This window comes from Pseudomonas sp. Pse79 (genome assembly GCF_024519615.1).
GTDB lineage: Bacteria > Pseudomonadota > Gammaproteobacteria > Pseudomonadales > Pseudomonadaceae > Aquipseudomonas > Aquipseudomonas veronii.
This window is the reverse complement of record NZ_JALJRR010000028.1, coordinates 36,817-61,993: the sequence shown is the minus strand read 5'-3', so window position 1 is coordinate 61,993 and position 25,177 is coordinate 36,817. Positions and strand designations below refer to the sequence as shown.

The 25,177-nt window shown below is 61.8% G+C and carries 24 protein-coding genes; 11 read left to right on the top strand and 13 right to left on the bottom strand.

Going from position 1 to position 25,177, the window contains the following annotated elements; translation table 11 throughout:
* Nucleotides 1-51: 51 nt before the first annotated feature.
* The 3 genes from NR164_RS26040 to NR164_RS26030 form a co-directional block, all read right to left on the bottom strand.
* A complete protein-coding gene (locus NR164_RS26040) occupies nt 52-1,569 on the bottom strand; it encodes a glycosyltransferase family 39 protein (protein ID WP_256823471.1) in 1,518 nt (505 codons plus the stop codon).
* A 9-nt stretch (nt 1,570-1,578) separates the two neighbouring features.
* The gene (gene arnT / locus NR164_RS26035) at nt 1,579-3,234 is read right to left on the bottom strand and encodes a lipid IV(A) 4-amino-4-deoxy-L-arabinosyltransferase (protein ID WP_256823470.1); all 1,656 of its coding nucleotides are present in this window, start codon (nt 3,232-3,234) and stop codon (nt 1,579-1,581) included.
* Nucleotides 3,235-3,420: 186 nt separating this feature from the next.
* Entirely contained in the window at nt 3,421-4,101 is a 681-nt protein-coding gene (locus NR164_RS26030) for a histidine phosphatase family protein (protein WP_046382778.1), read from the bottom strand.
* 279 nt (nt 4,102-4,380) lie between these two features.
* Here NR164_RS26030 and NR164_RS26025 point away from each other — a divergent pair, with 279 nt between their 5' ends.
* From NR164_RS26025 to NR164_RS25975, 11 genes are all read left to right on the top strand, one after another.
* On the top strand, nt 4,381-5,049 hold the full coding sequence (locus tag NR164_RS26025; protein ID WP_046382779.1) for an ABC transporter ATP-binding protein: 669 nt from the start codon (nt 4,381-4,383) through the stop codon (nt 5,047-5,049).
* Nucleotide 5,050: 1 nt separating this feature from the next.
* Nucleotides 5,051-7,513, top strand: coding sequence for an FtsX-like permease family protein (locus NR164_RS26020; protein ID WP_256823469.1), 2,463 nt, complete (start codon nt 5,051-5,053; stop codon nt 7,511-7,513).
* Nucleotides 7,503-8,567, top strand: a complete 1,065-nt coding sequence (locus NR164_RS26015; protein WP_256823468.1) for a lipocalin-like domain-containing protein — start codon at nt 7,503-7,505, stop codon at nt 8,565-8,567. Before NR164_RS26020 ends, NR164_RS26015 begins: the two co-directional genes overlap by 11 nt.
* Nucleotides 8,568-8,703: 136 nt before the next feature.
* Nucleotides 8,704-9,699 (top strand): hypothetical protein, encoded by a 996-nt coding sequence (locus NR164_RS26010; protein WP_256823467.1) that lies wholly within the window; start codon nt 8,704-8,706, stop codon nt 9,697-9,699.
* Nucleotides 9,700-9,701: 2 nt separating this feature from the next.
* The gene (locus NR164_RS26005; protein ID WP_108525009.1) at nt 9,702-10,064 is read left to right on the top strand and encodes a hypothetical protein; all 363 of its coding nucleotides are present in this window, start codon (nt 9,702-9,704) and stop codon (nt 10,062-10,064) included.
* A 248-nt stretch (nt 10,065-10,312) separates the two neighbouring features.
* Entirely contained in the window at nt 10,313-10,690 is a 378-nt protein-coding gene (locus tag NR164_RS26000) for a hypothetical protein (RefSeq protein ID WP_104902814.1), read from the top strand.
* A gap of 20 nt (nt 10,691-10,710) precedes the next feature.
* Nucleotides 10,711-11,067 (top strand): hypothetical protein, encoded by a 357-nt coding sequence (locus NR164_RS25995; RefSeq protein WP_256823466.1) that lies wholly within the window; start codon nt 10,711-10,713, stop codon nt 11,065-11,067.
* Between the two features lie 32 nt (nt 11,068-11,099).
* Nucleotides 11,100-11,333, top strand: a complete 234-nt coding sequence (locus tag NR164_RS25990) for a hypothetical protein (protein ID WP_256823465.1) — start codon at nt 11,100-11,102, stop codon at nt 11,331-11,333.
* Nucleotides 11,334-11,335: 2 nt separating this feature from the next.
* On the top strand, nt 11,336-11,698 hold the full coding sequence (locus NR164_RS25985; RefSeq protein ID WP_017847525.1) for a hypothetical protein: 363 nt from the start codon (nt 11,336-11,338) through the stop codon (nt 11,696-11,698).
* Nucleotides 11,699-11,986: 288 nt separating this feature from the next.
* A complete protein-coding gene (locus NR164_RS25980) occupies nt 11,987-12,322 on the top strand; it encodes a hypothetical protein (RefSeq protein ID WP_256823464.1) in 336 nt (111 codons plus the stop codon).
* 116 nt (nt 12,323-12,438) lie between these two features.
* Nucleotides 12,439-13,950 carry a hypothetical protein gene (locus NR164_RS25975; RefSeq protein WP_256823463.1) on the top strand — a complete coding sequence of 504 codons (1,512 nt, stop codon included), beginning with the start codon at nt 12,439-12,441 and terminating at the stop codon, nt 13,948-13,950.
* 176 nt (nt 13,951-14,126) lie between these two features.
* Here NR164_RS25975 and NR164_RS25970 read toward each other — a convergent pair whose 3' ends face one another.
* The 10 genes from NR164_RS25970 to NR164_RS25925 all read right to left on the bottom strand — a co-directional run bounded on the left by NR164_RS25970 (nt 14,127) and on the right by NR164_RS25925 (nt 25,138).
* Nucleotides 14,127-14,990 (bottom strand): LysR family transcriptional regulator, encoded by an 864-nt coding sequence (locus tag NR164_RS25970; protein ID WP_017847522.1) that lies wholly within the window; start codon nt 14,988-14,990, stop codon nt 14,127-14,129.
* 152 nt (nt 14,991-15,142) lie between these two features.
* Nucleotides 15,143-16,549, bottom strand: a complete 1,407-nt coding sequence (locus NR164_RS25965) for an amidase (protein WP_256823462.1) — start codon at nt 16,547-16,549, stop codon at nt 15,143-15,145.
* A complete protein-coding gene (locus NR164_RS25960) occupies nt 16,546-17,814 on the bottom strand; it encodes a Zn-dependent hydrolase (RefSeq protein ID WP_177032235.1) in 1,269 nt (422 codons plus the stop codon). The genes NR164_RS25965 and NR164_RS25960 overlap by 4 nt, the downstream gene beginning before the upstream one ends.
* Before the next feature lie 13 nt (nt 17,815-17,827).
* Nucleotides 17,828-18,523 (bottom strand): ABC transporter ATP-binding protein, encoded by a 696-nt coding sequence (locus tag NR164_RS25955; protein ID WP_017847519.1) that lies wholly within the window; start codon nt 18,521-18,523, stop codon nt 17,828-17,830.
* On the bottom strand, nt 18,523-19,272 hold the full coding sequence (locus tag NR164_RS25950; RefSeq protein WP_177032238.1) for an ABC transporter ATP-binding protein: 750 nt from the start codon (nt 19,270-19,272) through the stop codon (nt 18,523-18,525). The genes NR164_RS25955 and NR164_RS25950 overlap by 1 nt, the downstream gene beginning before the upstream one ends.
* Nucleotides 19,269-20,279, bottom strand: coding sequence for a branched-chain amino acid ABC transporter permease (locus NR164_RS25945; RefSeq protein ID WP_046382792.1), 1,011 nt, complete (start codon nt 20,277-20,279; stop codon nt 19,269-19,271). Before NR164_RS25945 ends, NR164_RS25950 begins: the two co-directional genes overlap by 4 nt.
* Before the next feature lies 1 nt (nt 20,280).
* Nucleotides 20,281-21,141 carry a branched-chain amino acid ABC transporter permease gene (locus NR164_RS25940; protein WP_046382793.1) on the bottom strand — a complete coding sequence of 287 codons (861 nt, stop codon included), beginning with the start codon at nt 21,139-21,141 and terminating at the stop codon, nt 20,281-20,283.
* A 58-nt stretch (nt 21,142-21,199) separates the two neighbouring features.
* Nucleotides 21,200-22,402 (bottom strand): ABC transporter substrate-binding protein, encoded by a 1,203-nt coding sequence (locus NR164_RS25935; protein ID WP_046382794.1) that lies wholly within the window; start codon nt 22,400-22,402, stop codon nt 21,200-21,202.
* Between the two features lie 241 nt (nt 22,403-22,643).
* Nucleotides 22,644-23,411, bottom strand: a complete 768-nt coding sequence (locus tag NR164_RS25930) for a FadR/GntR family transcriptional regulator (protein WP_046382795.1) — start codon at nt 23,409-23,411, stop codon at nt 22,644-22,646.
* 107 nt (nt 23,412-23,518) lie between these two features.
* Nucleotides 23,519-25,138: an alpha/beta fold hydrolase gene (locus NR164_RS25925; RefSeq protein WP_256823461.1), complete on the bottom strand. Its 1,620-nt coding sequence runs from the start codon at nt 25,136-25,138 to the stop codon at nt 23,519-23,521.
* Between the last annotated feature and the right edge of the window lie 39 nt (nt 25,139-25,177).

Below are 25,177 nucleotides of genomic sequence, written 5' to 3'. Positions count from 1 at the left end.
GCGCCAACAGCGTGTGGCTTTGGCTGTCGTCGAGCGCCAGGGGCGGGCAGGTCAGCGCGACATCGGGATAAACGCCACGCTCCCCCCCGCACGCTGGTGAAACAGCCGCTCGCCATTGTCAGGCTGGGTGGTGATCACCTGATGATCCGCGCCCAGGTAGGCCAGGGGCGTGGGATCGTCCTTGGAGTACTGCGCGATGATAATCGTGTGTTGCGGATCGAAGCGGCGGCCGCTGGTGTGTTCCAGCCAGGTCATGAACGCAGCGCTGTCGCCCTGGCGGGGGAAGTCCTGGGTTTCGGCGACGTAGTAGAACGGCTGACCGCCGTTTTGCAGGTACATCGGCAGTTTGTTATCGACTTCCACCAGCACCATTTGCCATTGGTTCCATGGCGCGGTCTTCTCGGCTTGAGCTTGCACGTCCTCGACGAAACGCGTCACGCCGCCGTTGCCGTTGGTCCACGGGTACACCACGCCGAGCACCAGCAGCATCAGTGCGGCGGCAATGCCAAAGCCTTTCTGCCAGCGCGGCCAGCTGGCGGTTTTTTTCGCCAGCCGTTCGCTCAGCCACCAGGCTCCCAGCAACTGGGCGAATGGCACCAGCGGCAGCACGTAGTAACTGCGGCGGCTGCCGCTGGCGGTGAAGAACACGAACAGCAGGCCCAGGCCCCATACCAGCCAGCGCACGTTGGGCGGGGTCTGGCGCCAATGCCGCACGGCCAGCCACAGGCCGAGCAACCAGCACGGTGCCCAGGGCAGGGTGTAGGCGGGCAGGTAGATCAGATAGGTGTAGATCGGCCCCATATGGTCGAAGGGGTCGAAGAAACGCACGACGTTTTCGCGGAATACCAGGGCCAGGCCGCTTTCGCCGTAGGTCGGCGCTCCGTAGAAGTGCGACAGCACGAAGGGGATGGCATAGCACCCGGCGGCAATCAACAGGGCCAGCACCAGGCGCAGGTTGAGGTGACGTTTGTAGCGGTGCTCGCTGAGCAGATGCGGCAGCAGCACCAGGCCCGGCAGCACAAAACCGATCAAACCCTTGAACAGCGAGGTCGCGGCCAACAGCAGGAAAAACACCGTGTAGCGCCACAGCCGTGTGTCATCCGGCCCGCGCCAGTACCACCACACCGCCGCCAGCACACCGCACACCGTGAGCACATCCGCCGTGGCCACGCGCGCCCAGAACAGGAAGTAGAAGGTGGTGGCGAGCATCCACCCGGCAATCAGCCCGGTGCCTTTGCGAAACAGGCGCTCGCCGATCAGGTACACCAGCCAGATGCTCAACCATGCGGCAATTACCGACGACAGACGCAGCGACCACGGCCCCAGGCCGCCCATCAGGTTGGCGAACCCGCTGATCAGCCAGTAGGAGGGCAACGGCTTGTCGTAATACGGCGTGCCTTTGAGGTAGGGATCGAAGTAGTCACCGCTTTGCAGCATCTGCACGACGATGTTCGCCCAACGGGTTTCGGGCCCCCATAGGTCGCGACTGCCCAGGCCCAGCAGCAGGAGCAGGGCCGACACGCCCAGCAATAGCAGCAGGGCGCCACGTTCGGTTTTCCAGACACTCATGGACGGTTCCTAAGGGAGTTTTGGATAAAGGGTGAGCACCAGGTCGCCCTTGCGATAGCGCTTGCCACCGGGTGGCAGTTGCCCTTCCTCAAGGTGTTCGCTGGTGCTCCTGACGCGCATCAGCACCCCGACCGCGCCTTGGCGGCGGGCTTCGGCCAGCCACGACTGGACGTCATCCAGCCCGACCTTGCGGTGTATGGTATCTGGGTATTGCAGGCCATATTGCAGCTCGCCTTCGGTGTCATAAAACGCGACATCCGACCGGTTCAGGCGCCAGGCCAGTGCGGATGCCGAGCCTAACTCGTTGCTCAGCAGTGCTTGGGTTTGCTGCAATTCTTCCAGGTGTTCAAGCACGAACTGATCGGGCATTTCGTTATTCGATATCCGCGCCGGCATGCCCGCTGGCAGGAGTAGCACCAGCAAACCGATGCCCAGGGCCGGCGTCGCCCAGAGTGTCAGCGGGCGAAAGGCTTGCAGCAGGTTGGTCAGCACCCAGCCCAGCAGCACAATGAAGGTCAACGACAGGCTGAACATCTCGGCGTGGCTGTTGCCGTACAGCGGGTCGCCGATCTGCAGACAGATCAACGTCACCATCGCGGCCATGCCGAGCACGAAGTTGAGCAGGCCGTTGATGCAGATCGCGCGGGTTTTGCCCTGCTGCATCACATCGATCAAGGCATGCCCCATCAACAACGCCAGCGGTAACAGGCACGGCATGATGTAGGTCGGCAGCTTGCCGCTGCTCAGGCTGAAGAAACCCAGCGGCAGCAGCATCCACAGGGCGAGAAAGGCCGTCGCCGGTTGGCGCTTTTCTTTCCAGGTCTGGTGCAGCGTGGTCGGTAGCAACCCCGCCCAGGGCAGGCACGAGACGACCATGATCGGCAGGAAGAACCACCACGGCCGCGCATGTTGTGCAGTGCCCGAAGCAAAACGGCGGATGTGCTCGTGCCAGAAGAAGAAATTCCAGTAGTCAGGTTCCTGCACATGGACCGCCCACACCCACGGCAGGCACACCAGGACTGCCACGACGATCGCCAGCGGGCCGTACCGCAGCAACTCACCCAGGCGCCGCTGCCAGAGCATATAAGGTACGGCAATCAGCACCGGCAGCAGCCACGCGAGGAAGCCCTTGGTCATGAAGCCCATCGCGCAGGCCAGCCCCAGCACGGCCCAAGCGCCGAGTCGGGCTCGCGGGGTGCGGCTGTCGAGGGCAAACCACAGCGCTACCAGGCTGAGGTTGACCCAGAAGGTGAACTGCGGATCAAGATTGGAGTAGCCGGCTTGCCCCGCCACCAGGCCGAAGCTCAAGTAGAGCAGGGCGCAGGCGAAGCTTTTGCGCGGGTCGTTCCACAGGCGGCGGGCGATCAGGTAGGCCAGCAGCACGCTCAGGCCGCCGGTCAACGCCGAGGCGATCCGCACACCGAACAGGTTCTGGCCAAACACCGCCTGACCGAGGGCGATCAGCCAGTAGCCGGCGGCGGGTTTTTCAAAATAACGCACGCCCATGAAATGCGGTGCGGTCCAATTGCCGCTCATGAGCATTTCCTGGCTGATCTGGGCGTAGCGGGTTTCATCGGGTATCCATAGACCGTGCAGGCCCAGGGGCAGGAGATAAAACGCGATGAAGGCCAGTAGCAGTAAGGGAAGGGGTTTGAATCGGGTCATGCGAACGTCGCTCCTTGACGTTTAAGTGCAGGAAAAGGATGTAAGGAAAAAGTGCGATAAAATGTCACAGTGTTCACTAATGGGCTGAAAGTATTCATGACGTCCTTAACTAACAGGCGCAGTTAAACATGCCAGAAGTTGGCTGTCGTTTGGCTGAACATCTGCCTCTTGTGTAGGTAAAAGTGTCTAAAGTTGCTTGAGCGCCTCTGGCCAGTCTCCGCTGTTTATAATGCCCACGGCCTTGAGCTTGCCGTTGCCCAGCACCTTGACGAATAACGCGCTGCCGTATTCGGTGGATTTGGCGTGGGGGTAGCCGAGGTCCCGTTCGATGTCGCTGATGCAGGCGCTGTGAGTAATCAGCATAAAGTTGTGCCCGGGTTGCTTGTGGCTGAGAATTTCCTCACCCATGGCATCGCCGCAGATCGATAGCGGGCTTGGCGACAGTTCGGTCTTGCCAAACATGAACAGCGAGGTCTGGGCGGTGCGGGTGGTCGGGCTGCTGAACACGTCTGTACCCTCCATGCCCAGTATTTTAAAGGCTTTGCCGATTTCGACGGCCTGTTGGGTGCCGTTGATCGTCAGGCCATCGGCGGGGCCGAAGCAAGGATTGGAGGAACGGTCACAGCGTTCTTCATGGCGGACCAGCACCACCAGATTGCCATCGCGCCAATTGGCCAGCAGACCTGAGGTCAGCAGGCGATTGGCCGTGCTCAGGTCCGGTGGCGATACAGGCCAGGCCAGCAAGCCTGTCAGCAATGTGCCGAACAGGGCGAGTGCTGTCGTGCCCAGCCAGAGTTTTTTCAGGCGTTTTGCCCGAGCTTGATACGAACGCGGTTTGGTCAGGGTCAGGTTAACCACACTATTCACCGTGGGGATGTCAGGCAGCTTTTTATTAGTCAGGCACAACCGTTTGACTGGGCCCGTAGTGGAGCAAGAGCCTGTCATACAGTTGCTGTCTTTTTGCTGAAAACTGGAGCGTTAAAAGTTATGTATGCCGACAACTAATAAGTTGAGCGTTATTGGCGCTTGTTCGGCACTTTATTCGGTGGTCGGTAGGTAACCGGTGAAATGTATGTGAAAAATTTGCGTGGCGAGGGCGGTCAGCCGTTATCCTCGATTGCAGTCCATTGGCGAGCGAGCGTTCCCATGTTGCAAGTGCAAGGTGTCCATAAATGCTACGTCACTGCGCAGGGCCCGCTGACGGTATTGGCCGGGGTTGATCTGCACTTGGCGCAGGGTGGCAGCCTGGCGCTGATGGGCGAGTCCGGCAGCGGGAAAAGCACGCTGTTGCACCTGGTGGCCGGCTTGGATCGTGTCGACGGCGGCAGTATCCGCGTGGGTGAGCAGCGTCTGGATCAGATGAGCGAGCGGCAGTTGGCCGATTGGCGGCGCACTGAGATCGGCCTGGTGTTCCAGCAGTTCAACCTGATCGGCAGCTTGCGCGTCGACGACAACCTGGCGTTCCAGGCGCGCCTGGCGGGGCGCTTTGATCCGCGCTGGCAAGCGCAGTTGGTCGAGCGTCTGGGCCTGGGGGATCTGCTCAAGCGCTACCCGGAACAACTCTCCGGCGGCCAGCAGCAACGGGTGGCGGTGGGGCGGGCGCTGGCGTCTCGACCCGGCTTGCTGCTGGCGGATGAACCGACGGGCAATCTGGATGAGGCTACCAGCGATGAGGTGCTGCAACTGCTGCTGGACCTGTTGCGCGACACCCCCACCAGCTTGTTGATGGTCACTCACAGCCCGCGCATTGCCGCACGGCTCGACCGGCAGGTGGTGTTGCACCGCGGCCACGTGCTGCCTGCGGACGTCGGCTGAGATGGCGGTGCTCTATTGGACTTTACGCGCGTTGCTCAGCCACTGGTGGCGCCACCCCGTGCAGTTTTTCAGTGTGCTGACCGGGCTGTGGCTGGCCACCGCGCTGCTGACCGGGGTGCAAGCGCTCAACAGCCAGGCGCGGGACAGCTACGCCCGAGCCAGTCAGTTGATCGGCGGCGAACCCCAGGCCAGCCTCAGCATGCCCGACGGTGCCAGCTTCCCCCAGGCGCTGTTTGCCCAGTTGCGCCGCGCCGGCTGGCCGGTGTCGCCGGTGGTGCAAGGGCGGGTGCAGCTCAAGGGGCATGAGGACCGGCGCCTGCAATTGATGGGCATCGATCCGGTGTCGCTGCCCGGCAGCGGCGCGGTGGCGGGGCAGCGCTTGAGCCAGGCGCAAATGGTCGCGTTCTTCGACCCGCCGGGACGCACCTGGATTGCCCCGCACACCTTGCAGGCACTGGGGTTGCAGGCCGGTGAACGGCCGCTGACGGCCAGCGGGCAAGCCTTGCCGCCGTTGCAGGTTCAAGCGGACATGGCCCCCGGCCTGTTGCTGACCGACATCGGTTTTGCCCAACCGTTGCTGGACATGCCGGGGCGCCTGTCGCGGTTGTTGCTCGACACATCGTTCGCCGCCACCCATCCCACGCCGCCGGCCGGACTGCAACTCAAACAGGCGCAGGACAATAACCTCGCGCGCCTCACCGAAAGCTTTCACCTGAACCTGGATGCGCTGGGTTTTTTATCCTTTGTGGTCGGGCTGTTTATCGTCCATGCCGCCATCGGCCTGGCCCTGGAACAGCGGCGCGGGCTGCTGCGCACCTTGCGTGCTTGCGGGGTCAGCGGGCGGATGTTGCTCCTCGGCCTGGGTATGGAACTGGGCGCCCTGGCCCTGCTTGGCGGTGTGCTCGGTGTCGCCAGCGGCTATGTGCTCGCCAGTGTCTTGCTGCCGGATGTGGCCGCCAGCCTGCGCGGCCTGTACGGTGCTGAAGTGCCGGGGCAGTTGAGCCTCAGCCCGTGGTGGTGGCTCGCCGGGTTGGGCCTGAGCCTGCTCGGGGCGTTGCTCGCCGGGGCCGGCAGTGTGTGGCGCGCGGCGCGCTTGCCGTTGCTGGCGCTGGCCAACCCCCAGGCCTGGCATGAGGCCCATGGGCGCTGGTTGCGGCGTCAGGGCCGGGTGGCGAGTGCGGCGTTGCTGATCGCACTGTTGGCGCTATGGTGGGGCAACAGTCTGGCTGCCGGATTTGTGCTGATGGCGGCCTTGCTGCTCGGTGCCGCGTTGGGGCTGCCGGTGCTGCTCAATGCGCTGTTGAAAGCGCTGCTGGGACGCAGCCGCTCGGTGCTCGGGCAGTGGTTTCTCGCCGACTGCCGCCAACAGTTGCCGGCCTTGAGCCTGGCGCTGATGGCGTTGCTGTTGGCGCTGGCGGCCAACATCGGCGCGGGTTCCATGACCTCGGGTTTTCGCCTGACCTTCAGCAATTGGCTGGAACAACGCCTCACCGCCGAGCTGTACCTCAACCCAAGCACCCCGGCCCAGGCCGACCGGTTGAATACCTGGCTCACGCAACAACCGCTTGTGCAGGCGGTGCTGCCCACCTGGCAGGTCGCCGTGCAATTACAGGGCTGGCCGGCGGATGTGTTTGGCGTGGTCGACGCGCCGACCTATCGCCAGCATTGGCCGTTGCTCGAAGCCGTGAGCGCGCCGTGGGACCAGTTGCTGCGCAGTGACACGCTGATGCTCAGCGAGCAACTGGCGCGGCGCTTGAATGTGCAAGTGGGCGACGCCGTCAACATCCCCACGCCCGACGGTGTGTGGTCGCCCCAGGTGGTGGGGATCTACGCCGACTATGGCAACCCCAAGGGCCACGTGCTGGTCAATGCACAGCACCTGTTGGCGCATTGGCCGACGCTGTCGCCGGCGCGCTTCAACCTGCGCGTACTGCCGCAAAACGTGGCGCCGCTGGTGCATGAGGTGCAGCGCGAGTTCACCCTGGACGACAGCCGTATCGTTGACCAACAGACCCTCAAGGGCTGGTCAAGCCAAGTGTTCGAACGCACCTTTGCCGCCACCGCCGCCTTGAACAGCCTGACGCTGGGCGTGGCGGGCGTGGCGCTGTTCATCAGCCTGCTGACCCAGAGCCAAAGCCGCCTCGGCCAACTCGCCCCGCTGTGGGCATTGGGCGTGACGCGCCGACAATTGATGCTGCTCAACCTGGGGCAGACCTGGCTGCTCGCGGTGCTGACGCTGCTGCTGGCGTTGCCCTTGGGGTTGCTGTTGGCGTGGTGCCTGGATGCGGTGATCAATGTGCAGGCGTTTGGCTGGCGCCTGCCGTTGCATATTTTTCCCTGGCAGCTGGCGCAACTGCTGGGGCTGGCGTTGCTGGCCACGTTGCTGGCGTCGGCGTGGCCGCTGTGGCAGTTGTACCGCAGTCGCCCGGCGGATTTGCTGAGGACGTTTGCCCATGAAGATTAAGGCGCTGCTGTGCCTCGCTCTGGTGCTGGTGAGCGGCTGTGACAAAGCCCCTGCGCCCGAGGAAAGTTTCGCCGGCCTGGGCAGTGATGCGGCGGATTTTGCCCAGGTGGTGCCCGGCAAGGTCTTCGCTTTTCCCGAGGACCACGGCCCTCACGCCGGTTTTCGCATCGAGTGGTGGTACGTCACCGCCAACCTGCAAGACGCCCAGGGCCATGTGTTCGGCGTGCAATGGACCTTGTTTCGCAATGCCCTCAAGGCCGGGCCGACGCAACCGGGCTGGCACGACTCAACGATCTGGCTCGGCCACGCCGCCGTCACCTCGGCCACCCGGCACTACGCCGCCGAGCGCTACGCCCGTGGCGGCGTCGGCCAGGCCGGGGCCCAGGCCGCGCCGTTCAGCGCGTGGATCGATGACTGGAGCTTCGCCACCCGCCCAGGCGCCGCCGGCCCTTTGGCGGACATGCAACTCAAGGCCAGCGGTCCGCAATTCGCCTACGACTTGCAACTGACGTCCAGTCGCCCGTTGGTGCTGCAAGGTGACAACGGCTACAGCCGCAAGTCCGACCAAGGCCAGGCCTCGTACTACTACAGCCAGCCGTTTTTCACCGCCAACGGCAGCGTCAGCCTCGACGGCAAGGTCTACCAAGTCACGGGCCCGGCCTGGCTCGACCGCGAGTGGAGCAGCCAACCCCTGGCCGCCAGCCAGACCGGCTGGGACTGGTTTTCCCTGCACCTGGACCGTGGCGATCAGTTGATGCTGTTTCGCGTAAGGCAAAAGGACGGCACGGGTTATCTCACCGGCACCTGGATCGACCGCGAGGGCCATACCCAAACCCTGCACGATGCCGATATCCAGCTTACGCCACTGGCCAGCACTGACATCGACGGGCGACGTATCCCCACACGCTGGTCGCTGAAAATTCCCGGCAAGCAGCTGGATATCACCACCGATGCCGTCAACCCGAAGGCCTGGATGAACCTGAATATTCCGTACTGGGAAGGACCGGTGCAGTTTGAGGGTGGGGTTGGGTATCTGGAGATGACCGGGTATTAGCACTTTTCTGTAGGTGCTGATCCTCTTCTGCGTAGGCAACTTCCCAAATGTGATTTAGCCCCCTCGGACTTGTGCCGGGGCGGTGTTTGCTTGCTTATATTTCGACGCCAACTTCATCGCATCAAGGATGTAAGGCATGGCGCGGGGATACATCAACGACAAGCCAATCAGCTACAGCAGTTTGAAAACCTGGCTGATGGGCCACGGCATGAGCCGCCAGCACTCTGACCATTTTGATGTGTTGAATCATCACCTGCGCCGCGGGTGGGTGACGCCGGGGCGGATGGTGATTGTTCCAGACACGGAGAGCGTCAGTTGCTCCTGGAACGAATCCTGGTGGGTGCGTTATGCCGAGGAAATTGATCGCAATCTGGCGCTGGATGCTGCGGCTGCACAGACGATGATCGATAACTACGACCTGCTGCAGAGCCTTCTGACGTATGGCTCGATAGGTATCGGCAGTGCGACATCGGCGTGGTCGCGGCACCTGGATGAAGTCGTGAATACGTTGGAGGAAATCGAACGTCTGCATCAACGCCTGAAAGCCGGCGGGTTGGATCGCCAGGCGTTTATCCGCCAGCGCCAAGTGCTGCTGGCGCTGCTGGGCACGCAACTGCGTGGTGCCGCACGATTTGGCACGGGATTGCGCGGCAATCAATCGCTGAAGAGGGTGCTGGGGATTTCAACCAAAAGCTATCTGAATAAGGGCGAGATCGCCGGGTATGCACAGCGCTTGAAGGCGATTTCGCAGACGTCGAAGTGGTTGGGCAAGGGCACTTATGTTGGGCTGGCGCTGGATGTGGGCGCAGCGGGTTTGGAGATCAAGGAGGCGTGTATGGTGGGGCGGGAGGCGCAGTGTCGGCGGGCGAAGTATGTGGAGATGGGGAGGTTGGCGGGTGGGGTGGCAGGAGCATCCTGGCTCACTGCGGCGGGTGCTGTTGCTACGCGTCGCGCCTGTACGATTTTTTTGGGTATTGCAACTAAAGGCCCCGGAGCACTGACGTGTGGAATTATCGGCGGCGCCGGGGGAGGGTATATAGGAGGAAATGCAGGGGGGGATACCGGTGCATTTCTGGGCGGCAAGATTATAGAGATCGATGGTGTTTTTATCTTTCAACCCGAGGGGGCCTGACTATGGATCTTTTTCTCGTCTTTAGTATTTTACTGTTTATAGGCGCTCTGGTTGGCGTGGGACTTATGTTATACGCAGAGTGCAAAAAGCTCGAAGTGTTGGAAAGCTACTTCAGTGAAAACAAGCTGGTTTGCGATAACAAACGTTTTTGGGGAAGAAATATGCGGATCGACAGGTTTCAGCGCATGCTCCTGATCAATCAATTGTTAGGAATGCCCAAACTGCATGTAAAGAGGGGCGATGTGACTGAGGCAGAACTGGCTTCAATCCCGATATCCCTCAAGCGTTGGGCACTTTGGCCGTATCGTCTTTCTTTTATTTGGCTGATCGCATCAGTCGTTTGGGGAATTTGGTACCGATGGTAGCTCACCTGTCCTCACCGCCACCTGGATGAACCTGAGTATTCCGTACTGGAAAGGCCGGTGAGGTTTAAGGGGCTCTGGAGATGACCAGGTATTAGCACTTTTCTGTAGGCGCCGATCTTCTTCTGTGTAGGCAACTTCCTAAATGTGATTGAGCCCCCTAGGGCTTGTGTCCGGACAGTATTCGCTTGCCTATATTTCGACGCCAACTTCATAGGTGATTTGATATTCCAGCCAGAGGGGGCTTAACCATGGATTTTTTTCTCGTTTATTCCATTGTGTTGTTTGTTGGGATGTCTGTCGTCTTGGGACTGCTGCTATTTGCCGAATATACAAAACTCGACGAGTTGGAAAGTTACTTCAGTGAAAACGAAGAAGTTCGCAACAACAAGCGCTTTTGGCGACGAAACCAGTGGATCGACAGACAATATCGCATGATGCTGATTTTTGAATACCTTGCAGACTCTAAACGCCATGTGAAAGCCGGTCTTGTGACCGAAGCCGAACTCGCGTCTATTCCTTTAGCGCTCAAACGTTGGGTGTTGTGGCCCTATTACCTTGCGTTCATTTGGGCTATCGCAACGGTCGTTTGGTCGGTTTGGCGCAGGTGGTGCAACATTCCAATTTGAACGAGGGAGGGAGTTTAACGATGTCGTTTTTTCCTGCTTACACCCTTGTAATGTCTATTGGGACGTTCGTCGTCCTGGGACTGATGCTTTTTGCCAAACGTACAAAACTCGACGAGCTGGAAAGTTACTTCAGTGAAAACGCAGAGGTTCGTAAACGTAAGCAACTCTGGGGGCCAAACCCACGGTTCGGCGGATTTCATCGCATGGGCCTGATGATTGATATCCTGCTAATGTCAAAACACTACGTGAAAGAAGGTCTTGTGACTGAGGAAGAGTTGGCCTGCGTTCCGTTATCACTTAAGCGTTGGGCCGTGTGGCCATATCGCCTTGCGATGATTTTGGCTATTAGCTGGGGCTATTGGTGCACTTGGCTCTAGTGGTCGCTCGTTTTCCTACACCTGAGCAGTTGATGCTGTTTCGCGTAAGGAAAAAGGACAGTACGGGTTACTTCACCGGCACCTGGAACGAGCGCGAAGGTCAACCCAAACCCTGCACAACGCCGCTGTCCATAACTGAAGCTGTCAACTCGAAGGCCTGGATATTCCGTACTGGCAAGGGCCGGTGCAGTTTGAAGGTGGGGTTTCTAGGCGGCAAGATCATAGAGATCGATGGTGATTTGATCTTTCAACCAGAGGGGGCCTGACTATGGATTTTTTTCTTGTCTATACCATTGTGCTGTTTGTTGGGATGTCTATCCTCTTGGGACTGATGCTATTTGCCGAATATAAAAAACTCGATGAGTTGGAAAGCTACTTCAGTGAGAACGAAAAGGTTCGTTACCATAAGCGATTTTGGAAAAGAAATCAGCGGATCGACAGATTTCATCGGATGGGCCTGATGATTGATTTTCTATCAAACCCAAAACCCTTTTTGAAAGCAGGTCTTGTGACCGAGGCCGAGCTGGCGTCTGTTCCTATAGCACTCAAGCGTTGGGCACTTTGGCCGTATCGTCTTTCTTTTATTTGGCTGATCGCATCAGTCGTTTGGGGAATTTGGTACCGATGGTAGCTCACCTATCCTCACCGGTATCCGGATGAACCTGAGTATTCCGTACTGGAAAGGCCGGTGAGGTTTAAGGGACTCTGGAAATGACCAGGTATTAGCACTTTCTGTAGGCGCCGATCTTCTTCTGTGTAGGCAACTTCCTAAATATGATTGAGCCCCCTGGGGCTTGTGTCCGGACAGTATTCGATTGCCTATATTTCGACGCCAACTTCATTGGTGATTTGATATTCCAGCCAGAGGGGGCTTAACCATGGATTTTTTCTCGCCTATACCATTGTTTGGTTTTTTGGAATGTTTGTCATCTTGGGACTTATGCTATTTGCCGAATATACAAAACTCGACGAGTTGGAAAGTTACTTCAGTGAAAACGAAGAAGTTCGCAACAACAAGCGCTTTTGGCGACGAAACCAGTGGATCGACAGACAATATCGCATGATGCTGATTTTTGAATACCTTGCAGACTCTAAACGCCATGTGAAAGCCGGTCTTGTGACCGAAGCCGAACTGGCGTCTATTCCTTTAGCGCTCAAACGTTGGGTGTTGTGGCCCTATTACCTTGCGTTCATTTGGGCCATCGCAACGGTGGTTTGGTCGGTTTGGCGCAGGTGGTGCAACGTCATCATCTGAAAGGCACTGCATTCCTTTCAAAAAATACTGTACATACATACAGTAATATCCTACAGTCCATCCCAGGTGACCGGATGTCACCTGACCTTCAGTTTTTAACTATGGATGGATAAAAAATGAAATCGAAAAAAAACCTTATGCTGGGTGCAGCCATGGCGGCCTCCTGCTTCGTTTCGGCCTTCGCCCTGGCCGAGCAATACCCTCACCTGGCTGCGCAAGCGCTTCAACCCAACGTCAAACAGGCGTTGAAATCCGGTGCAAAAATCGCCGCCAACAAGGCTCCCACTGCGCTGAAACAGCAACTGCGGGCAGGCGCTCAGTCGAAGAAAGCGGTATTCGTCGCGAAGGCCGAGGCCGATTCGGTGGTGGAAGACAACACCGCGCCGGCCCCCGTCACCCAAGTACAGAAAGCCACTGCCAAACAGGCTGCTGCAGTGCAGGCGGCGCTGGTTCAGGGCTGTGAAACCACGCTGGATGTCAACGCGCTCTATACGATCACCGGCGTGCAAACCGGCGACCTGCTGTGCTACCACTTCAACCTGCCGAAGAAGGCCCGGATCAACGCTCTGCTGGTCAGCCAGACGGCGGGCACCGACATGTCGTTGACCTTGTTCCAGGACGACGGCCAGGGCAATCCGCTGCCCTTGGGCACCTCCAATAACCCGGGCACCGCTGATGAGAGCCTTGGCGGCGTGGTGCCGGCCGGTGATTACTATTGGTTCATGGAAGCCAACGCGGCGGTCCAGGGGTCGGGCTTTCAGTTCGGTGTGGCGGTCGATACCAACCTCGACGCCTTCGAACCCAATGACACGCCGGACACCGCCTTCAAACTGCCTGACACGCTGAACTACATCAGTGGCAATGCCGACAGTCTCGATGACGTTGATTACTTCGACTTCACCGCAGTACGTGGCCAGAGCGTGGGGATCGCATTGACTGCCGACGCCGCCAGCGGCAGCGCGCGGGGCAAATGGATACTGGAGCGTTTCGATGGCGCGCAGTGGGTCACCGTGGGCGCGAATGTGCTATCGACCTCGATCCCGAGCCCTGGCGTCGGAGGGGTGGTCAAGGTGCGCGTGCGTCCGAACCAGCACCCGAACGAACCGTGGAGCGCGACGGGCAAATACAACCTGTCGCTGGGTTCCAGCCCGCGGGTGAACAGCCCTGATGTAAAAGGCGAGGCGAACGTGTTGCGCATCCCGTTCTCCGCTTCCAATGTGGGCTATGGCTACATGACCACCCAAGCCTATCGCGACCTGACTTGGACCATGGGCCTGTCGGACAGCACCGGTGCGCCGCTGGTAGGGCTGCATCCGATTGTGTATCTCGATCAGCATATCAACCCGGACACCGGCAATATCGTCTACAAGGCCTACTCGGCAGCCACCGACAGCTCGGGTCAAGCCAGCGGCACGATCAACGTGGGCACGTGCTCCGGTGATTTCCAGACCACTTTTGTCGATTATGCCCAGGGCTACAAAAACACCTGGCGCAGCGACTTTAACTACGGCGCGTGGCGCATGGAAGTACTGGAGTATCCGGGCATCGGTGTCGGTGGTGACAATGTCGAGTACGTCAGCTTCGGCCACTTGTGCAAACAGACGCTGCTCAGCAGCACCAAGAGCTGATGCAGTAAACCGGTAGTACCCAGGGCATACAGGCCGAGCGCCTGTATGCCCTTTTTGCATTATGGCGTCAGCGCCAGTTTCAACGGCACGCGTGCCATGCTCTCGGGCGGTGGCGAATGTGCGAGTTTTTGCTCCAATAGGCGAACCCGCGCTAGGACGGGCTCAGGCGTGAACATTCAAATCAGCGGGTCCCAGCGTTGCGACCAGTCGCTTTCCGCCTTGACCACACCGCGCAGCAACTCCAGCGCCTGCTGCAACACGGCCGAATCCCGCGCCCGTGAGTACACCAGGAACGTCGGGAAGCTGAACTCCGGCGCCTTGGGCGCGCGTTGCATCACGCCGCTGTCGAGGTAGCTTTGCACCACTCGGGTACGGAAATACCCGGCACCGCCGTTCTCCAGAATGTACTGCAGCGCCAAGGGCCCGAGGTTGAAACTCAGCGCGGCGCGGGCCTTGTCGGGCAGCGCGGCGTCATGCTGCTGGCGAAACCCCGGGCCCCAGTCGATATACACATACGGGCCCGGCTTGCTCACCAGTTGCACCAGGATCAGCTTTTCTTCCAGCACCTGCTCCACCTGCAAACCCGGCCAGTACTGCGGCTGGAACACCAGCGCGGCGTCGAGCACACCCAGTTCCAATTGGCGCAGCAGGTATTCGCCCTCACGGATTTCCGTGCGCAGCGCATAGCCTGGGATATGTTCGCGCAAGGCCTGGGCCCAGCCGAGCATCAACGGGTTACACAGGCTGACCTCACCGCCGATATGCAGCACATTGCGATAGCCCTCGGGCAATGGCAGGTCGCGGCGCGCGGCTTCCCAGGTTTGCAGCAACTGGTTGGCGTACACCACAAAGGCCTCACCGTCGGCGGTCAGCCGCGCACCGGCGCGGTTGCGCACAAACAGCGTGCTGTCCAGCTGGCTTTCGAGGTTCTTCACGCGTGCGGTGATGGCGGTCTGGGTGACGTGCAGTTTCTCGGCCGCCGCGGCCAGGCTGCCGCAGCGGGTGATTTCGAGGAAAGTGCGTGCCAGTTCGATGTCCATGAAGCCCCCGGGGATGATTGGGGGCCTATTGTAGTGGAATGCGCTCAAGAACTGTGGGAGGGGGCTTGCTCCCGATGGGGGTGTGCCAGAACCCGATCAGTCAACTGACACACTGCAATCGGGAGCAAGCCCCTCGCACCGTTGGGTTGGATCTACGCTGTTCCGGTGATCGGGGCTGGCAGGGGGGCGGTAGGGAATGCCTTTGCATATGCCTGGCAAACCCGCAACACCGTCTCATCGGCAAACCGCGCCGCCACCACGTGCAACCCCACCGGCAAGCCATTCGCCGCCAACCCGCACGGCACCGACGCTGCCGGTTGCTGGGTCAGGTTGAAGGGGTAGGTGAACGGTGTCCACTCCATCCATTCCTGCATCCCGGAGCCTGGCGGCACGTTGTGTCCGGCCTCGAACGCGGTGATCGGCATCATCGGCGACACCAGCACATCGTAGTGTTCATGGAATGCCGCCATCCGCGCCACCAGGGCTGCCCGTGCTTCCAGGGCCGCGCTGAAATCGTCCAGGCTCAGGCCCTCACCGCGTTGCGCGATACGCAGCAGGCCGGGGTCGAGCAGCTGTTTTTGCGCCGCGCTCATCGGGCCGGTCAGGCGGGCCGCGCCGGCCGCCCACAAGGTGTTGAACACCTCCTGCGGGTCGCTGAAACCCGGGTCGATCTGTTCGACATGGGCGCCCAACTGCACCAGGCCCGCCACAGCCCGGGCGACCACTTTGGCCACCTGCGGGTCGACATCGACGTAGCCGAAGGTGGGGCTGTAGGCAATGCGCAGGCCCTTCAAATCCACGGTCTCCGACAACCAGGGCGTGGTCCGTGGCGCGCCGATCAAGCCGTCTCGCGCATCCGGTTGTGCGACGGTTTGCAGCATCAAGACGCTGTCTTCCACGGTGCGGGTCATCGGCCCCAGGTGCGACAGGATCGTCATCGAACTGGCCGGCCACTGCGGCACATAGCCGAAGGTCGGCTTGATCCCGAAGGTGCCGGTAAACGCACAGGGAATGCGGATCGAGCCGCCGGCATCGCTGCCTTGGTGCAACACCCCCAGGTTCAGCGCAGCCGCCGCGCCCGCGCCGCCGGAGGAACCGCCGGTGGTCATGCGCGTGTCCCACGGGTTGCGGGTGATGCCGTACAGCGGGTTGTCGGTGACGCCTTTCCAGCCGAATTCCGGGGTGGTGGTCTTGCCCAGCAGCACCGCACCGGCCTTGCGCATAAACGCCGGGAAGGGCGCGTCCACGTCCCACGGGCCCTCGGCCGAGGTGGTGCGCGAGCCCTTGCGCGTGGGCATGCCGAGGGTCAGCGTGAGGTCCTTGATCGACGCCGGTACGCCATCCAGTGCGCCGCAGGGTGCGCCTTTCAACCAGCGCGCTTGCGAGGCGCGTGCGGCGTTGAGTGCGCCCTCGGCATCGACATGGCAATAGGCATTGACCAGCGGGTTATAGCGCTCGATGCGCAACAGCGCGTCTTCGGTGACTTCCACCGGCGACAAGCTCTTGTCACGAAAATGCTGCAGCAGTTGCACCGCCGTCAGTTGGCCGATCTCACTCATGGCTGATCCCCCTGTGCCGCATTGACCATGGCGCGCAGCAACACCGCGCAACCTGCCGCCAGATCATCTGGTGCGGCGTTTTCGATTTCGTTGTGGCTGATGCCGCCTTCGCATGGCACAAAAATCATCCCGGCCGGGCCCAGTTCGGCGACGAAAATCGCGTCGTGCCCGGCGCCGCTGACGATGTCCATATGGCTCAGGCCCAAGGCGTCGGCGGCGTCGCGCACGGCATTGACGCAGGCCGGGTGGAAGTCCAGCGGCGGGAAGTCGGCGGTGGCGGTCAACTCGAACGTCAGGCCGTGGCGTGCAGCGCTGGCTTCGATCACGCCGCGCACTTCATCGACCATGGCCTGCAGCTTGTCGGCATGCAGATGGCGCAGGTCGATGGTCATCTGGACCTGGCCCGGAATCACATTGCGCGAGCCGGGGCGCAGGCTCAGGCAGCCGACCGTGCCGCAGGCGTGGGGTTGCTGTTGATGTGCGATGCGGTTGACCGCGCTGACCACCTCGGCGGCGCCGACCAGGGCGTCCTTGCGCAGGTGCATCGGCGTCGGGCCGGCGTGGGCTTCGACGCCGGTGAGGGTCAGGTCGAACCACTTCTGGCCCAGGCAGCCCATCACCACGCCGATGGTGGTGGCGCGGTCTTCCAGCACCGGGCCTTGTTCGATATGCGCCTCGAAATACGCACCGACCGGATGGCCGAGCACCGCACGCGAACCGGCGTAACCGATGCGCCGCAATTCGGCGCCCACCGACAGGCCCTGGTCGTCCTGCTTGTCCAAGGTGTCCTGCAAGTCGAACTTCCCGGCGAACACTCCAGAACCCATCATGCACGGCGGGAAGCGCGAGCCTTCTTCATTGGTCCATACCACCACCTCGATCGGCGCTTCGGTTTCGATCTTCAAATCATTGAGGGTGCGGATCACTTCCAGGCCGGCCATCACCCCGAAGCAACCGTCGAACTTGCCGCCGGTGGGCTGAGTGTCGATGTGGCTGCCGGTCATCACCGGCGGCAGGGCTGGATTGCGCCCTGGGCGCCGGGCAAAAATATTGCCGATGGCGTCGATGCTGACGCTGCACCCGGCCGCCTCGCACCACTGCACGAACAGGTCGCGGGCCTGGCGGTCGAGGTCGGTGAGGGCCAGGCGGCACACGCCGCCTTTGACGGTGGCGCCGAGTCGGGCCAGGTCCATCAGCGATTGCCACAGGCGGTCGCGGTTGATCAGTGGGGCGTTGCTCTGGAGCGGTTGTGCAAAGCTATTCATCTTCGAACTCCGGTCAGGCACTCAGGGCCAGGTAGCGGTTCTTGATCGTCGGGTCGGCGCGGAAGGCTTGCGCGCTGCCCTCGTACACCACGCGGCCCTGTTCGAGCACGTAATGGCGGTCGGCGAGCTTGTCGCAGACCATCAGGTTCTGTTCCACCAGCAGCACCGGCAGGCCGTCGTCCTTGACCTTGCGCAGGATCTTCACCAACTCGTCGACGATCACCGGGGCCAGGCCTTCGGTGGGTTCGTCGAGGATCAGCAGCTTGGGATCGTTGAGCAGGGCGCGGGCGATGGCGAGCATCTGTTGCTCGCCGCCGGAGAGCGCGTGGCCGGCGTTTTTGCGTCGCTCCTTGAGGCGCGGGAACATGCCGTAGACGTCTTCGAGTTGCCAGCGGCTGCTCTTGCGCGCGGCGATGCGCAGGTTTTCCTCGACGGTGAGCAGGCGGAAGATCCCGCGGTTCTCCGGCACCAACGCCAACCCCTGGCGTGCGATTTCAAAGATCTTCTGGCCCACCAGCGCCTGGCCGTTGAAGTGGATCTGGCCCTGGCGCGGGCAGATGATGCCGAGGATGCTGCGCAGCGTGGTGGTCTTGCCGGCGCCGTTGCGGCCGAGCAGGGTCACCAGTTCGCCGGGGTTGACGGTCAGCGACACGCCTTCGAGCACGTGGCTCTTGTCATAGTAGGAATGGATATTCTCGACGATCAGCATCAGGCAGCCTCCCCAAGATAAGCCGTTCGCACACGTTCATCGGCGCGCACGAACTCCGGCGTGCCTTCCACCAGGATCTGGCCGTGGCTCATCACCGTGATGCGCTGGCTGATGGACATGACGATGCTCATGTTGTGTTCGATCAACAGCACCGTGTGGTCGCGGCCCAGGTCGCTGATCAGTTGAGTCATGATCGGGATGTCGTCGATGCCCATGCCCGAGGTGGGCTCGTCGAGCATCAACAGTTTCGGCTTGGAACAGATCGACATGCCCACCTCCAGCACCCGTTGCTGGCCATGGGACAACTCGCCGGCCAGGGTCGCGGCGCGGGCCGTGAGTTGCAGGCGTTCGAGCACCTGGTCGGCCATCTCCAGGTGTTCGCGCTTGCTCTCGACCCGACGCCAGAAATTCAAGGCACGCGCACCGTCGCGACCTTGGGCGGCCAGGCGCAGGTTTTCGCGCACGCTGAGGTTCTGGAACAGGCTGGTGAGCTGGAACGAACGCGCCATACCGAGGCCGACGCGGGCGTGGGCCGGTTTGCGCATCAGTGGCTGGCCGTCGAAATGGATCGCCCCGGCGGTGGCCTGGCGTTCGCCGGTCAGGCAGTGGAACAGGCTGGTCTTGCCCGCGCCGTTGGGGCCGATGATGGTGTGGATGGTGCCGGCCGCGACCTTCAGGTTGACGCCGTTGACCGCTTGGAACGCGCCATAGGCCAGCTCCAGGTTGTTGGTTTCCAACAGGATGCTCATAGCCCTTGCTCCTTGGCGACGACGACGGCCTTGCGGCGGCCGCGCACTTTCTCGAACAGCGACGCCAGGCCGCCCCACAAACCACCGCGCATGAAGATCACCACCAGGATCAGGATCACCCCCAGCAGCATCAGCCAGCGCGGCCACAGGTCGGAGAGGAAATCCCCCAGCAGCACGATGGAACCGGCGCCCAGCAACGAACCGAACAGCGAGCCTGTGCCGCCGACGATGGTCATGATCAGGATGTTCTCGGACATCGCCAGGTCGATATTCGACAGCGGCACAAAGTGCAGCAACATGGCGTACAGCGCCCCGGCAATCCCGGTGACCGCGCCGGACAGCACGAACACCAGGATCTTGAAGTGGCGCGTGTCATAGCCGATGGCCGAGGCACGGGTTTCGTTTTCGCGGATCGCCATCAGCGTGCTGCCGAATGGCGAGGCGATGACGCGGCGTGCGCCGATAAAGATCAGCAGGAACAGCACCGCGACAAAACCGTAGAACGCGCGGGCGTCGGCCAACGACAGCAACACGCTGTCGCCGATGCGGATCTCCGGGCGCGGCACGCTGAGCAGGCCGTTGTCGCCGCCGGTCCAGTCGCTCAGGGTGTAGGCGACGAAATACGCCATCTGGCTGAACGCGAGCGTCAGCATGACGAAGTAGATGCCGGTGCGGCGGATCGCCAGGGCACCCACCAGCAGCGCCAGAAAGCCGCCGGCCACGGCAGCGCCGAGCAGCGCGCTGAACAGACCCAGTTGCAGGTGAATCATCAGCAGCGCCGCGCAGTACGCACCGGCCCCAAAGAAGATGCCTTGGCCGAACGACAACAGCCCGGTGTAGCCGAGCAACAGGTTGCAGGCCAGGGCGGCCATGGCAAAGATCAGGATCTCGCTGGCCAGGGTCGCCGAGGGCAGGACCAGCGGCAGGCCGATCAGCACTGCCAGCACCCACAGCAACATCGCTTTGGATTGGGTCTTGGCGAACGGTAGGGGATTTTTCTCGCTCATGTCAGGCTCTCCCGAACAGGCCGTAGGGGCGGACCAGAATCACCACGGCCATCGCGCCGTAGATCATCAGGCTCGCACCCTGGGGCCAGAGTGTGGTCATCAGGCTTTGCACCACGCCCACCAGCAAACCGCCGACCAGCGCGCCGCTGAACGAGCCCATGCCGCCGATGACGACAACCACGAAGGCGATCCCGAGAATTTCCGGGCCGACAAAGGGCTGGGCACCGCGCAACGGCGCGAACAGTACGCCGGCCATGCCGGCCAGGCCGACGCCGAGGGCAAAAGTCATGGAGAACAGGCGGAAGATATTCGTGCCCAGCAGCGACACGGTTTCGGTGCTCTCGCTGCCGGCGCGCACCAGTGCGCCGAAGCGCGTGCGTTCCAGCAGCAGCCACAGGCCCAGGCCCACCAGCCCGGAAAATACGATGAGGAACAGGCGGTAATAGGGATAGACGAAATCGCCCAGCACCAGCACCCCGCGCAGCAGTTCCGGCACGGCGACGCTTTTGCCCACCGGGCCCCAGATCATCACGCTGGCTTCCTGGATGATCAGCGCGATCCCCAGCGTCACCAGGATCTGGAACATGTGCGGCAAGTGATAAATCCGCTGGATCAGCAAGCGCTCGATCACCCACGCCAGCGCGGCCACCACCAGCGGTGCCAGCAGCAGCGCCAGCCAGAAGCTGCCGGTGAGGCTCACGGCGGTGTAGCAGATGTAGGCGCCCAGCAGGAAGAACGCGCCGTGGGCGAAGTTGACGAAGTTGAGCAGGCCGAAAATGATCGTCAGCCCGACCGCGATCAGGAAGTAGATCATCCCTAGGCCAAGGCCATTGAGTATCTGGAACAGGTAAAGATTGAGCATGCAGGAACCCTCGGCAGGAAGCCGCTCGCGCGGCCCTGCGGTGCAAGTAGTCAGGGGGTCAGCCGAGCGTGCAACCCGTGGCCTCGACCGGCGGGAATGACTGGCCGGCGCTGAGCACCTTGGCCAGATCGTCCTTGTCGGCCATGTCGGCGGCGGCCTTGCCGATCAGCAGGTAGTAATCCTTGATCACCTGGTGGTCGCCGGCACGGATCGACTCCTTGCCGGTGGGGCCCTCGAAACTCAGGCCCTGCATGGCCTTGGCCACGGTCGGCCCGTCGAAGCTGCCGGTGGCGATGATGGTGTCCAGCATGACCTTGGTGCTGATGTAGTCGGCGGCCAGCGGGTAAGTGGGGTTGATGCCGTACTTGGCCTGGGTCAGCTTGACCAGTTCGCGGTTGAGCGGGCTGTCGACCTGGTGCCAGTACTGCGCGCCGAGGTACACGCCTTCGAGCACATCGCTGCCCAGTTCCTGGAACTGGTCGAGGCCGGCAGACCACACCAGCAGCACTTTCATGCGCTCCTTGATGCCGAAGTTGACCGCCTGGCGCAGGGTGTTGGACGACTGGCTGCCGAAGTTGAGCAGCACCAGCACGTCGGGCTTGGTGGCGATGGCGTTGGTCAGGTAGCCGGAGAATTCCTGCTCCTGCAGCGAGTGGTAGCTGTTGCCGACGTGTTCCAGGCCATGTTCCTTGAGCACGTTTTTGGCGCCTTCGAGCAAGGCTTCGCCGAACACGTATTGCGGGGTGATGGTGTACCAGCGCTTGGCGTCCGGCAGCAGCTTGATCAGCGGCACCAGGGTTTCGCGGATCGCGCCGTAGGTCGGCACCGACCAGCGGAAGGTCGCGTGGTTGCAGTCTTTGCCGGTGACTTCATCGGCGCCCACCGGGGTCATGAACACGCCGCCGGCCTTGTCGACTTCCTTGGCCACTGCCAGCGCCGACGACGACAGGGTGCAGCCCTGGAAGAACCGCGCGCCGTCCTGCGCAATCGCTTCCTGTACCTTGCGCACCGCCTTGCCCGCGTTGCCTTCGGTGTCGATGACCTTGTAGTTCAGCGGGCGCCCAAGAATCTCGGGGTGCTGCGCCACCGCCAGGCGCGAACCCATGTCGGCGAACTTGCCATAACTGGCAAAGGCGCCAGACATGGACTTGAGGCCGTAAAAGGTAAAAGGCTCGGCGGCGAATGCCGAGCGCACGCTCAGCGGCAGGCTGAGGGCGGAGGCGAGGGTGAGGCTGGCTTTCAATAACGTACGACGCTGCATGGGGTGACTCCCTGGTTTAGTTATTGGCAGGAGCGGCAAGGGCGATACGGTGGAGCAGGGCCTGTGGGCAGGCATTTTTTTATTGGGGTAACGCAGTGTGCGGGTTGGAATGCAGTCAACTGTGGGAGGGGCGGTGCGACGATTTGACTTGCTCCCGATAGCGGTGTGTCAGTCGATATAACGGTGACTGTGCCGGCCTCATCGGGAGCAAGCTCCCTCCCACATTGGAGCTGGGGTGTTCTTAAGAGTGATCGAACTCCAGTAGAAAATGCGGGCTGACCTGGCCTTCGAGCGCGGTCATATGGTGTTCGGCGTCGCACATGTGTTCATGCATCAGGCTGCGCACCGCGCTTTCATCGCCGGCGCGAAAGGCGCTCAACAGTTGCTTGTGATAGTCGAGGTTGGCCGCGTCGAACTGCTTGCGCTTGGGCTTGTAGGCTTTTTTCAGCACCACCAGGTCGCGCAGCAGGTCGTTGAGAAATTGCGCCGTAAAGCTCAGCAGCGGGTTGGGGCAGGCCTTGGCGAGCAGGTTGTGGAACTCCAGTTCCGCCAGGCGTTGTTCGCGCTGGCCGGCCTCGCTGTCTTCCGGCGCGCTGCAAAAATCCACGTTGGCCTGCAGGGCCTGGTAGTCGTCTTCGCTCAGGCGCCCGAGCACCGACACCGCCAGTTCCACTTCGATGACCTTGCGCAACTGGTATACCTGCTCGCCATCCAGGTGCTGGAAGTGCAGGTAGTTGCGCAGCGCGCGGCTGGCCGGTTCGGTGCCGGCCTGGTTCAGGTAGGCTCCGCCACTCGGGCCGGTGCGCGTGCTGACCAGGCCTTCGACTTCCAGGGCCTTGAGCGCTTCGCGGGCCGAGCCCTTGGAGCACTGGAAGCTTTCCATCAACTCGCGCTCGGTGGGCAGGCGGTCGCCGGGCTTCAAGGCGTCGGTGACGATGGAGCGCTTGACCGACTCGACAATCACGTCGGACAGCTTCTGGCGTTTGCGTCGTAGCGGGCGAGTGAGCATGGGGTCTATTTATCGTATTAATGCGGATAAATAGCACTTAATAACGATTGGGCCGTAGCGTCAACGCAGGGTGTCGTTTCTGGTGTGGAAAGGTCGCAAACGGAGACTCATTGCACAGTGGCATCCGTACACACCGTCGAGCGCGGCGGTTTGTTCCCATGCATCAGATAATCGCCCACCCACTGGTTCACACAGGCACTCACGCCGCTGAACGAAACCCCGTGGGCATAGGCGTTCTTCAGTTGTACGCGGCTCGCCGGGAAGGTGCGCTCGAAGGCCCAGGCGGCGCCGGTGGACGGGGTTTGGTCGTCGAATTCGGCCTGGACCATCAGCAGACTGTCGAGCCGGGCGAGTTCCTTGTACGGCAAGCCCCGGCTGTGTTTTTGCGGCCAGGTGGTGCATTGGCGCGCCTCGAGGGCGCTGCCGGCGACCGGGTACTTGGCGAGCGATTCGGTTTCTTTCTGCTGCCAGAGGTCTTCGTTGGAGTAGGTCGAGTCATTGCACAGGATCGCGGTTTTGACCGAGTCGGCGGCCGACATGCGCAACGGCCCGGGCTTGGGCACGTTGGCCTGCAAGGGTTCGCGCACGCGCTGCAGCAGCAGGCTGAACATCGACTTGGCGCGCTCTTCGATCACCGGGTCGGGGCTGAAGCGGTGTGCGCGGGCACGCATTTCCAGCGCCAGGTCGTCGCCGTCGGGAGTGTCCCGCAGCCAGCGGCTGAGCACGTGGGCGCCCATCAGGCCGGCGGGGTCGCTGTAGAAACGGTTGCTGGAACGCAGCGCGGTACGCACGCTGGGCAGCAGTTCCATGAACACACGGCGCACGGCGGCCGGCGTGTCGCCCAGCTGATACACCCCAGGGTCGAGGGCGGCGGCCTGGGCCACGAAGCGCTCGAAAATCTTCTCCTTTTCGCTGGCGACGATCACGCTGGCGTGCTCGAACGTTGAGGTCCAGTTGATGTTCGAGTCGAGCACCATGCGCCCCACGTTCGCCGGAAACAGGCCGCCGTACCAGGCGCCGAGCCAGGTGCCGTAGGCGTTGCCCAGGTAGTTGAACTGCAACTCGCCCAATTGCTTGCGCACAAATTCCAGGTCGCGGGCGGTTTGCTCGGTGGTGATGTAAGGCGTCAGCGGGTGGCTGGCGCAGGCTTGGGCGATCAACCGCGCATTCTGGCGCGCGGCGGCGAGGTTGGCGGCGCTGCGGTCTTCGCTGACGTCCGCTTGCGGCACGATCCGCGCGTCGGAGCGGCATTCCAGGCGTGAGCCCGGCAGCCGGCCCAGGCCCCGCGGGGTGACTTCGATCACATCATAGGTATCGGCCAACTGGCGGTAAGTGTCGCCCCAGTCGGGTTGTCGGGCGTAGTGCTTCCAGACGGTGGCCAGGTGTACGGCGAAGGCGCCGCCGGCGTCGAGCCCGGGGCCCCCCGGGTTGGCGAATATCGCGCCCTGGCGTGACAGCGGCAGTTTGGCGCCGACGCGGGTGATGTCGAAGCTGATGCGACCACGCTCTGGCGCCCCATGGTCCAGGGGCGCGGTGACGATGCCGCATTGGGTGCGTTCGATGACTTCCGGGTCCAGGCGTTCGAGCGCCGGCTGCGGGCAGTCCAGGAACCATTCGATGCCGAACGGCGAGCGCGGCGTTTCAGCGTAAGCGCCGGTGGGCGCCAGGGCTGCGACCAGCACCAGGCAACGGTAGGTGATTGCGCTTGCAGCTGGAAGGGGGTTCATCAGCGATCCTGGCCTGTCGTGTGAGAAAAAGAAGCCACT